Consider the following 11,516-nt stretch of genomic DNA (forward strand, 5'->3'; position numbering starts at 1 on the left):
GCCTTGCGTTTTTATACTTCTGCGTTGTTTCCGTTGTTTGTTGCTGCGCGCATGTTTACGGTCATGGCCTCTATCATGCGGGCATAAATCTTGTTAAGCTGTTCTATCTGTGAAGCCATCTTGCGCGACTGCTCGTTTATCTGGTCGATAGTGCCGATCTGAGAGCTTGCGCCCTTAAGCTGCATCTCGTAAACCTTGCAGATACCGGTGAGAGTGCGGTTGAGATTTTCCATCTCCTCTGAGTCGCGTGTAAGACGTGCGCTCTGCTCCGACACCTTGGCCAGCATGTCTGTAAGTTTCTTGAGTTCTTCAACATAGTTGCTTGTGGCTTCTTCCATCTCAGGCGATACCTGCTGCTGGGCTGTTATCCAGCCTGTAGAAGGCTGCTGAGCGGGCATTCCCTGCGGAGCAGTTCCTGCTGCAGCGGCATATGGCTGACCTGCAACAAACTCGCCGTCGGCAGACGACTGGCCTCCGGCTGACGGCTGAACGCTGTCGTCAGAAGAAGCAACAGCTGCCGAAGCGGGCTGCGGCTGAGCACCGCCACCATTGATATAAACCACATTTCCGCCTTGAACGCCACCACCGGCAACACGCGGAGCAGCCGCCGGAGAGTCAAACCCGTCGGCATCAGCCATGTCAAGTTCTTCGTCGCCATACCCTTCCTCAGCAATATGAGTGGGTATTTCCTTGCCTATGGCAGTCTTGTCGAAAGGACGGTCGAAGGCCGAAATGAAGAACACTATAACCTCAGTGCCCATACCGAAATACAACATGATGTTGGCTCCGGGAAGGTGAGTGAGCTTGAACAATGTACCAAGGATAACGATAGACGCACCCCAACTGTAAGCGTAGTTCAGGAACGTTTGTCCCGGTACGCTGTCGAGCCACCTCTGCAGGCGGTAGATGATATTATATTTGCTGTATTCTGTCATGTCTTACTTCTTTTTCTGTTTTGAACTTGTTGTGCTTGCCAGACTTCTGACACAGCGGAAACCGATGTAGCAACGGGGCTGATTCTGATACTCCCATGTACGCCATGCCGAACGGATGTACGACTCGGGGTCTTTCCAAGAACCTCCGCGCACGCTCTTCTTCTTGAGCTTGTAGGGGTCTTCCTTGGCCGCGTTGTAGCGCAGCTCGGGGTTAAGGTCGTTCATGGCGTCGATACCTGCCTCGGTATATGTGGTGCTGGTCCACTCCGCCACGTTGCCCGCCATGTCGAACAGTCCGTTTGAATTAGACGAGAAGATGCCCACACGGCTGGTTATGAGGTTGCCGTCTTCGGTGTAGTTGCCGCGGTCGGGCTTGAAGTTGGCAAAGAAACAGCCCTTGTCGTTCTTAACGTCGACAGTCTCCCAGGGGAACTCTGTGCCTTCCTTACCGCGTGCGGCATACTCCCACTCTGCCTCTGTGGGCAGGCGATAGCGCTGTATATAGCGTGCCTCGCCGCCAAGACCCTTGAGCAGATAGTCGGTGCGCCATGCGCAGAACGCGTTGGCCTGCTCCCATGTTACGCCCACAACGGGATAGTCGTTATATGTAGGACTGCTGAAATAAAGGCGCATATAGGTCTCGTTGTCAGAGTTGACAAAGTCGTTGACCCAGCATGTTGTGTCAGGATATACGTTGACAATGTATGTGTTGAGGAAGTCCCACGGGCCGCTGAGAGGGCGGTCGATGGTCTGTCTTACGATGCGTCCTTCGTCGTCGATGTAAGCAGTGTCCTTTGAAATCATCACCACTTCGTCGGGATTAACCGGTATGTCGGTGTTGAGGTTGCGCTCAGCAGGATTAAGCCTGTTGCGGCGCAGCGCTGCGGCTGTATAGTCGTAGACCTCATAACGGTAGTTCATCTGGCTGGCGTCGAGCATCTTCTCTCCAGTAACGGGATTTGTAACGTAGAGACTCTCGATGGCTCTCAGCTCGTCCTCGTTGGGCTTTCGCGGCAACGGTTTCTTCCAGTTGAGGTGCGGGGTTACGGGGTCGCCGTTCTTGTCTTCGGTTATCATGTAGCTCTCGTCGCCGCCATAAGACGGGTCGGCAAGACGAGTGCGCAGGATAGAGTCGCGCACCCAGAACACAAACTGCTTGTACTCAGAGTTTGTAACCTCGGTTTCGTCCATCCAGAAACCGTCAACCGATATTTCCTTTACCGGAGTCTGCTTTCCCCACAGGCTGTCTTCTTTCTCCATACCCATCTTGAGGAAGCCTCGCTTTATAAGTGTCATTCCGTAAGGCGTAGGCTCGGTGAAGGCACGCCCGCCTACTCCTACCACCTCGCCTCCGCGTCCTACCGATGCGGAGCGTCCGCCGAAGCATGCAGAGAGCGTGGTGAGCACTATCACGCCAAGGGCAATTATTGTATTTATCTTTTTCATATCTTATAATATTCTCACGCTTTTATGTTTATTCTTTCCTTTTTTATAAAGGTTGAGTGTAGTCTGATATCCGATGAAAAGCTCGTGGCTGCCGTTGCCCATGTTGATGGCCGAGGTGTACACCTCATAGCTGTAGCCTATGTTGATGCCGTGGAAGCTGCCGCCCACCAGCACCGTAACCGAGTTTGTGGGGCTGTAAGACACGCCCCCGTAGAGCATCTTCTTGTCGTTTGTATAGACCAGCCGGCCCGACACGTCGCCTCTCCAGGCCACCCCGTCGGTGCGCAGCAGCACAGACGGATGTATTGTAAGAAACGGATTTCTTAGTTTAATATTGTATCCGCCGGTCAAATAAAATGTAGGATCTATCTGCAATTCGTTTGTTTCGCCCAGTTCAACCAGCGGAGCGGTGAGGTGCTGGGCCGACACGCCCACATACCAGGGGCCGTGCGTGTAATAAAGTCCGAAGCCCACGTCGAAGGCGCTTCCGTTGACGTCTGATGTGGTGAAGGCCGGGTCGCTCGAGTCTTCAATGTCGAGCTTCGAGCCGTCGAAGCCCTCGCTGAGCAGCCCCAGCTGTACGCCCGCACTTATCATTCCGCCGAAGAGCTTGTGCTTGTAGGCATACTGCAGCGCCAGGCGCTGATGTGTGAACAGACCTATCTGGTCGTTGAAGAGCGAGAGGCCCACGCCGTGATAGTTCTTAAGGAAATACAGCGGCATGTCGGCGCCCACGTACATTGAGCGCGGATTGTTCTCGAATCCTGCAAAGCTGAGGGCATACACCGCCGCAATGTTTAGCTTTGAGGCCTTGCCCACCGAGCCCGGGTTATAGTAAGGCTCAAGGTCCCAGTAGTGACTGAAAGACGCGTCATACTGCGCGCTGACCCTTGCCGAGGCCAGCATCATCACTGTTAATATGGTTAAAAGACGTATTCGCACGACAATATAACGCAAGTCATGCAATTTTATTGTATGCAAAAGGGCGGCTCTTTTTCTCTGAGCTGCCCTTTTTTATCAAATTAAATCAATATTCGTCTTCATTAAACAAGAAATCCTCCTTGGTAGGATAGTCTGGCCATATATCCTCGATGCTCTCGTAAACATCGCCCTCGTCTTCTATTTCCTGCAGATTTTCCAGCACTTCCAGAGGAGCACCCGAGCGGACTGCATAGTCGATTAACTCGTCTTTTGTTGCGGGCCACGGTGCATCTTCGAGTTTTGAAGCTAATTCAAGTGTCCAATACATAACCTTTAAAATTTACGTTTTTAATCACCCACAAAAGTACTATATTTTTTCTTATTTGCAAGGTTTCTTCCAGATTTTTTCTCTCACTCCGTAAATAAAGTTTAATTTTCTCGCCAATACGAAAAGATAATCCGACAAACGGTTCACATACTGCAGCACCTCGGGGTCGAGCTCGGTCATCTCGTTGAGCTTGAATATGCGGCGCTCTGCCCTGCGGCACACCGTGCGGCACACGTGGGCAAGGGCTGCTCCGTGTGATCCTCCGGGCAGGATGAACGTTGTCTGCGGAGGTATGTTGGCCGTGATGATGTCAATCTCCTCCTCGACGGCTGTAACTTCTTCCGGATTAAGCGTGTACGACGGCGCAAGGGCTGTCTGTGTCTTGTCGGTGGCCAGATACGAGCATACGGTAAAGAGGTTGCGCTGTATTCTGTAGATAAATTCCTTGTCCTCGCCATCCTTCAAGAAAGAAGCCAGCATGCCGAGATGGGCGCTGAGTTCGTCGACTGTGCCGTAGGCCTCAATGCGTGCGTTTGTTTTCTCTACTCTGACACCTCCCACCAAGCTTGTGGTGCCTTTATCGCCGGTCTTTGTATATACCTTCGTCATCTTCATAGCCATAATGGATTTAAAAGTTAATTATGTAATTTTGTTTATAACGTTTCTCGTCGAAAAACACAAGTCCGCAGTAATACAGGTCGAACGTAACCACGCCGGGCTCATCGCTCACTATGCGCCGCCATACGCCGCGCGCATTGCTGTCGGAATGTATGCCGTGAACCATCACCGCCGAACCGGCACGGGCCGCACTGCATATGGAGGCCAGCTGGTCGGCAAGTCCGCTGCAGGGAACGAGCCTTGCCACAAAGCGGCCGCTGCAGCCGCCAATCATGTCGGAAAGGCGCACGGGCGACAAGGCCGAACTGACGCTCTCGATGCGCGCCTTGCGGCATCCGGCACCGAAATATGCGCCGTAAGCGCCGCCGGCATCGTCGAAGTTGACAACGAGCGAGGGCTGCACGCTGTTGGCAAGCCTGAGGCACAGCTCGCACATCTTGCGCTCCACCACGCCCAGGCCGGGATAGCTCAGCGCCAGGTCGTCGTAGGCGTAATAGGGATAATGCTCGTTGATGACATAGCGCACCATGCGGTAGGCCCACGGCGACTGCACGCCAAAGCCGCGGCTATGGCGCATGCGGCTCAGCCACACAAGCATGCGCCGCAGCTTGCCGCATGAACTTGCCGCACTGTATGTCGTCTTATCTGTAGTCATCATGTTATCGCCTTTGCCAAAGTCGGACACATTATATAATATACAGCATGCATTGGCGCTAACCTGCCGCCGGCAACAATGCCCGGAGACACCGGTGCCATACACTGACAAAGCATAAGCCACCCAACAGCAAAGTTGTTTTTCATATTGCGCCGTTGCCGTGTTGTAATATGCAAATATATATATTTTTATTCGAAAAAAGCATTTTTATTCAAAAAAATGCGACATTCTGTGATAATACATCACTTTGCAGCCGTCTGACCTCACCAAAAGTCACTGAAAGCATCTGCAAGGCCGCCGACTGCGCGACGTAACGCCACTGACGTGGCGCAGGCTGCCCCTGCCGCCCATCAGGCCGTGCGCGGCCCAGCCAAAAGGCCACCTTTCGGCTCCTAAAAGGTATGCTTTCAGCCTCTAAAAGGCCGTCTTTTGCACGCTAAAAGGTGGTCTTTTGCAACACATTGAATATCAAGGCGTTACAGCGGCAGCATTTTCCGTCATCCCAAACGGCCATCAGGGCGTGCCGGTTGCATCGCTTACGATGTTTTCATTGCCGGTAAAAGCGCCTCTCCGGGCATGGTGACGGCCTTTCTGTTTGCATCCACAGAATTTCATTTTTGCACAGGCTGAAGATATTAAGTATCTGTATGACACCTATAACACACCTTATCCGACATTATGTCGACAATAACGACAATATCACTTGCCAATTTCAGAATAATTGCATATATTTGCGGTATGTAAGTATTTTACCGGCATAAAGATACAGACATATTTTATTTAGGTTTAACTAAAAACGGCAGACTATGAACGATGGCAACACAGGCATACGCCCACATGAAGGCGGCTGACACATGGCAACAGCGAAAGGCACTGACTGAAGCAAGGCAACACAAACTCAGCTTGCAGCCAAAAGCTGACGCCGCACTAAAGCGGCAGCGGCAACATATGTTTACCGTAGCAGACAACACATCAAGCAACCCCACAAAATCGTAATAACATGAGAAACATAATATTAATACTGTCCCTTATGGCATGCACGGCCGGAACAGCCGCGGCTCAGACCGACTCGCTCGAGGTGGACACCACGCTGACACTGGGCGAAATAACGGTGAAGGGCATGAGAGTGATAAAGAAGGTTGACCGGCAGCTGATAATACCTACGAAGGAGATGGTGAAGGCGTCGTCGAACGGATTTGAACTGCTCAACCTCATGACGCTCGACGGCATAAGGGTAGACCCCGTGATGCAGACCGTGTCGAGCATGGAGGGCGGCTCGGTGCAGGTGCGCATCAACGACATCGTGGCCAGCACGCAGGACATCATGGCGCTCAGGCCCGACGAGGTGGTGCGCGTAGAATATATCGACAACCCAGGAATAAGATACTCTGACAGCGGACTGAAGGCCGTGATCAACTATGTGGTGAAGCGGCGCAGCGCGGGCTACGTGGGCGGAGCAAGCACGATGCAGGCCTTTGCCACGGGATTCAACAACAGCAGCGCTTACTTTAAATATAACTACAAGAAGTCGGAGTTCAGCATTAACTACGGATTCAGCTACCGCGGCTACGACGAGCGCAGCATCAGCAACAACAGCACCTACTATCTGCCCGACGGAACGCAGAAGAGCGTAAACTATATAGGCTACAACTCTGATTTCATGTACACGATGAACAATCTGCAGCTGGGCTACAGCCTGGCCGACCCCGGCAAGTATGTACTAGACGTGCGCTTATTCTACAACAACTACAACAGTCCCAACAGAGACATGCGCCAACTGGTGCAGGAGACGGGGCAGCCCGACAGGTATCTCTACAACAAGGTGGTGAACAAAGACCGCACGCCGTCGCTCGACATCTACTACTCGGTCAACCTGCCGCACAACCAGAACATCATGGCAAACCTTGTGGGCACGTACATCGGCACCGACTACAAATACCTGATGAGCAACTATCTCTTCAACGAGTCGCCTGAGCAGTCGGTCAAGTCAGAGCCGCTGAGCGACTACAGCTACATTGCCGACGGACGCAAATACTCGCTGATAGGCGAGGCTATGTATACCAAGACCATGAAGAAGACAGCCTTCACGGCTGGGGCGAGATACTCTGTGAGCAGGACCGAAAACGACTACTCGGGCACCAATGAGACCGACGCACACCTCAACTCGGACAACCTGTATATGTTTGCGCAGCTGCAGGGCAATCTCAGCGTGATAAACTATCAGGCAGGCATAGGTGCCAGCTACACATCGATACATCAGGGCGAGACAGGATTCAACAAATGGACGGCAAGGCCGCAGCTTAGCCTCTCGACAAGTGCGATAAAGAATGTATTCATCAGATACAGCGGAAGCATGGGACAGAACATGCCGTCGCTGTCGCAGCTCACGGAGGTAAAGCAGTATATGAACGAGGCTGTGGCCTACGACGGCAACAGAAATCTGACGCCATACAACTCTTACAACAACAGTCTTATGGTAAGCTGGTCGATGCCCTTCTTCGACTTCCGCCTTACCGGCAGCTGGTATTATGCGCCCGACATCATCATGAACACCTACAGCCCGGTGATGCAGGAAGACGGAACATACGTCATAACAGCAAGACCTGAAAACCAGGAGAGCTTCACACAGAAAACCGTTGCGGCCAACCTGATACTGCGCCCGATAAAGAACGTGCTCAACATAGCGCTGTATGGCAGCTATAACAGATACGAAAGCCGCGGACTTAGCTACTCGCACAACTTCAACGCATGGCGCTGGAGGGCTTCGGCTTATCTGATGCTGGGCAACTGGAGCGCGTCGGCCGACATATACAATGCTCCGAAAAGTTTCTTCGGCGAGAGCATGACGGGAGGCGAGCGCAACTTCAACCTTAACGTAAGCTACAAATACAAGAACCTTCAGGTGGGCGTCGGCGGCATCCTCGTAGGCTATGCGCAGGGCAACATATACGAGAGCAGCACCACAAGCCGCTATTATAAGAACACGGGAGTTACGCAGATAAAGGACAACGGCAACATGATATATTTCACTCTGTCGTACAACTTCAGCCACGGACGCAAGTATAAGGCCGACCAGCGCAGGCTGAGCAACAGCGACAACGACAACGGTATCAGATAATCTCCGGCAAGGTGTCCTTACAGCCTTTAGCCGCCCTCGCAGCCACGCCATTCCGCTTATGCCGTTCATGGCAAGCTAAGGCGGTACGGCTGCCGGACAAATAGTTTAGCACGAAGCGTTATTAGTATTCCGTCCGTATTTTTGCCTTATATCGAGCGGATTTTCGTCAGTCATTTTGCAGGCACAAAGGGCCAAGTCAAGAAGAGTCTGACGAAAATCCGCTCAATAGAAACAGAAAGGCTGACTGAAAGCATGGATGCACAAAACAGATAAAGCAATGTGCGGCAGAATGACAGATTTTGGATTAGATACAGCGCCCCTGCATGTCAGCGTTTTCGGGTTTTCACCTGCATAAAGCGCCGTGCAGGGGCACATTTTCGTACCGCATGAATAGCGGTTGGCCATAACCTCTGTCATGATTCATGTCAAGACCGTTGCATAAAAACGCCGCAGGGCTTTGCCGTTAACGTGTTTTCTTATTATATTTGCAAAGACATTAAGAAAACAAAGATATGAAATCATTAAGGGAATTATATAGGATAGGTAAAGGCCCGTCGAGCAGTCATACAATGGGGCCGCAGAAAGCAGCTAAGATTTTTTTGGAGAAGAACCCTTCAGCCAAGCAGTTTAAGGTTACTCTATACGGCAGTCTGGCAGCCACAGGCAAAGGCCACATGACAGACACGGCCATCATAGAAGTGCTGTCGGCAGCGGCTCCGGTAGAAATCGACTGGCAGCCGTCGGTGTTTCTGCCCTATCATCCCAACGGAATGAAATTTGTTGCTTATGCCGATGAAGATAAAGTGGCAGACGAGTGGACCGTCTACAGCATCGGCGGAGGCGCCCTGTCTGAAGGCAAGGGCCGCGACGACATGTTCAATACGCCCGAGGTGTACGACATGAACACCATGAGCGACATCATGAACTGGTGTTACGAGACGGGACGCAACTATTGGGAATATGTCGACCAGTGTGAGGATTCAGGTTTCTGGGACTATCTTCTCGAGGTATGGCATATGATGCAGCAGGCAGTAGAGCGTGGTCTTAACCACGAAGGACGTTTGCCCGGTCCGCTCAATCTCACCCGCAAGGCCCCCACTTATTATGTCAAGGCTTCAGGCTACAAGCAGTCGCTGCAGTCGAGAGGTCTGGTTTATGCCTACGCGCTGGCTGTAAGCGAGGAGAACGCTTCGGGCGGCACCATCGTAACAGCTCCCACCTGCGGCGCCAGCGGTGTGCTCCCAGCCGTGTTGTATCATCTTTCGAGAGGTCACAACTTCAATGACACCCGCATACTTCATGCCCTTGCCACAGCCGGACTTATCGGCAACATCGTAAAGAAGAATGCCTCAATCTCAGGAGCCGACGTAGGTTGCCAGGGAGAGGTAGGCGTTGCTTGCGCCATGGCATCAGGAGCAGCATGCCAGCTGTTCGGCGGCAGCCCGTCGCAGATTGAGTATGCAGCAGAGATGGGTCTTGAGCATCACCTCGGCATGACGTGCGACCCAGTGTGCGGACTTGTGCAGATTCCGTGCATCGAGCGCAATGCCTACGCTGCAGCAAGAGCCCTCGACTCTAACCTGTATGCAGCATTCTCAGACGGCATCCACCGCGTTTCGTTCGACAAAGTAGTAGACGTGATGAAGCACACCGGCCACGACATTCCTTCTCTTTACAAGGAGACAAGCGAAGGCGGACTGGCTAAGGGCTTTAATATCGTTAAGTGACAACATAAAGACTGCGGAGCGATGAACAAGCCATTAGCTTTATGTGTCATGCTGCTGGCAGCCATTGTGCCGCATGCGGCAAATGGTGGCAACATAGAAGAGAATGTCGTTATCAGTCAACCTAAAATGGCAGACCAAGCAACTATATCAGAAACCGTCAAGGTAAACGAAGTTACGGTTACCTGTATCAGGGACAACAAGGCTGAACGTACAATGCCGCTGAGTCTTTTTGGCGACATACCAGAAAGCCTTATTGACAGCCTTGGCATACGCAACGGCATCAAGTCGTCTGTTAATGCCATATTGGTCAAGACTGAAGGAGCAACAATACTGTTCGACACCGGACTCGGAAAGTCGGACAGCCAGTTGCTTACGGCCCTGAGCAATAAGCCTGAAGACATCAAGTTCATCTATCTCACACACTTTCACGGCGATCATATCGGCGGCATGATGAAGGGCGACAAGCCTGTGTTCACCAATGCAGAAGTCTATGCTTCACGTGAAGAATATGAAAGTTGGATGAAAATGCCGGATGAAGCAAAGGCTCAGGTCGTGAAGACAATGAAGGCATACGAAAAGCATTTGCACCTTTTCGAGTTTGGCGACACTCTTCCCGGCAACGTAATTGCGCTTGATGGCAGCGGTCACACTCCCGGCCATACCATCTACAATGTAGACAATGAAGTATTGGTTGCAGGCGACATAATTCACGGAATGGCACTCCAGCTAAGCCATCCCGAATATTGCGCCTCATACGATATGGACAAAGAAAAGGCAATAAGGACACGCAAGCGCATTCTGAATTACGCCAGAGAGCATAAAATAGACATTGCCGGTATGCATATCCCCCTGCCTGGCATAATCCCGTTGTAATGCGTTTAAAATGCCTCAGAAAGAAACAAAACTATCGTATTGAGGATATTAAACAGCAATATTCGGACAGAATAACAGAACGGGAAAAAAACAATAAAGCAAATCCGCCGTAAACAAAATATGATTAAGGCCTAAGGAAATGCATAAATCTAACCACAATAAGCTATATATCAAAATATAATATTCGGCGCATAAGCCAAGAAATATAATACAGAAAAGAAATACGCTTCCGCCCGCCTGACTAATAAAGCATTTCTGCATAGGGTCAGGCAGGCGGAATCATTTATGAAAATCTGCCAATAAGCATCCTCGATAATTGTAGCTTTATATTGAGCTGTTCGTCCGGATTCAGTTGTTTCATCACTCTTATATTCCTTATATACACAGCCAAGGCAACCTCAAACGTCCTTCCGCCTAATTATTTGCTCGTATAAGGAATTATCAAATGTTGTCTAGATATATGCGGTATAAGCGCCAAACAGCGCAAGAACTAACTATCTTTGAACAATTCTCATTTCTATTCCGCCTAGCTATCTGCCGCCTAAGGCAGAAACATTAATAAAACCTCATTGGACTCACCATTTCACCTGCACTCACGCATATCCTATTGCCATGGCCTGCAAGTGCAGCACTTCATGCATTGGATATCACTACAGAAAACCTTCCATTTCTAAATATCGGATATCTGCATAATTATAAAAATGATAGCTAAAATATTTGGATTTGAACATAGAAAGCGATTGGGGGTAAAATAATGATTTCCATCATCATATCATTCCTATCCGTGCCATAAGTCACATTAGTCTTATTAGTCTCATAAGTCTCATACTCCGTGGGGCCAAACAAAAAAAGAGTCCCTGACATCATAACTGACGTCAGGGACTCAACTCTGAAA

The 11,516-nt window shown here is 50.8% G+C and carries 10 protein-coding genes; 3 read left to right on the top strand and 7 right to left on the bottom strand.

The window, feature by feature from the left end; genetic code table 11:
• Nucleotides 1-11: 11 nt before the first annotated feature.
• The 6 genes from gldL to QVO66_RS01435 form a co-directional block, all read right to left on the bottom strand.
• Nucleotides 12-935 (bottom strand): T9SS inner membrane protein PorL/GldL, encoded by a 924-nt coding sequence (gene gldL, locus QVO66_RS01410; protein ID WP_021853590.1) that lies wholly within the window; start codon nt 933-935, stop codon nt 12-14.
• Between the two features lie 3 nt (nt 936-938).
• On the bottom strand, nt 939-2,381 hold the full coding sequence (locus QVO66_RS01415) for an SUMF1/EgtB/PvdO family nonheme iron enzyme (protein ID WP_021853591.1): 1,443 nt from the start codon (nt 2,379-2,381) through the stop codon (nt 939-941).
• A 3-nt stretch (nt 2,382-2,384) separates the two neighbouring features.
• Entirely contained in the window at nt 2,385-3,323 is a 939-nt protein-coding gene (locus QVO66_RS01420; RefSeq protein ID WP_125105622.1) for a PorP/SprF family type IX secretion system membrane protein, read from the bottom strand.
• Nucleotides 3,324-3,408: 85 nt separating this feature from the next.
• On the bottom strand, nt 3,409-3,630 hold the full coding sequence (locus QVO66_RS01425; RefSeq protein WP_021853593.1) for a DUF2795 domain-containing protein: 222 nt from the start codon (nt 3,628-3,630) through the stop codon (nt 3,409-3,411).
• 51 nt (nt 3,631-3,681) lie between these two features.
• On the bottom strand, nt 3,682-4,245 hold the full coding sequence (locus tag QVO66_RS01430; RefSeq protein WP_021853594.1) for a cob(I)yrinic acid a,c-diamide adenosyltransferase: 564 nt from the start codon (nt 4,243-4,245) through the stop codon (nt 3,682-3,684).
• Between the two features lie 13 nt (nt 4,246-4,258).
• A complete protein-coding gene (locus QVO66_RS01435) occupies nt 4,259-4,906 on the bottom strand; it encodes a hypothetical protein (RefSeq protein ID WP_288172428.1) in 648 nt (215 codons plus the stop codon).
• 997 nt (nt 4,907-5,903) lie between these two features.
• Here QVO66_RS01435 and QVO66_RS01440 point away from each other — a divergent pair.
• From QVO66_RS01440 to QVO66_RS01450, 3 genes are all read left to right on the top strand, one after another.
• A complete protein-coding gene (locus QVO66_RS01440; RefSeq protein ID WP_288172429.1) occupies nt 5,904-8,021 on the top strand; it encodes a TonB-dependent receptor in 2,118 nt (705 codons plus the stop codon).
• Between the two features lie 512 nt (nt 8,022-8,533).
• Nucleotides 8,534-9,748: an L-serine ammonia-lyase gene (locus tag QVO66_RS01445; protein WP_021853597.1), complete on the top strand. Its 1,215-nt coding sequence runs from the start codon at nt 8,534-8,536 to the stop codon at nt 9,746-9,748.
• 21 nt (nt 9,749-9,769) lie between these two features.
• Nucleotides 9,770-10,621, top strand: coding sequence for an MBL fold metallo-hydrolase (locus QVO66_RS01450; RefSeq protein WP_021853598.1), 852 nt, complete (start codon nt 9,770-9,772; stop codon nt 10,619-10,621).
• A 708-nt stretch (nt 10,622-11,329) separates the two neighbouring features.
• Here QVO66_RS01450 and QVO66_RS01455 read toward each other — a convergent pair.
• Nucleotides 11,330-11,516: hypothetical protein (locus QVO66_RS01455; RefSeq protein WP_288172430.1), on the bottom strand; the 187-nt coding region annotated here is incomplete at its 5' end.

Source organism: Prevotella sp. CAG:255, from assembly GCF_000431195.1.
Classification (GTDB): Bacteria; Bacteroidota; Bacteroidia; order Bacteroidales; family Bacteroidaceae; genus Prevotella; species Prevotella rara.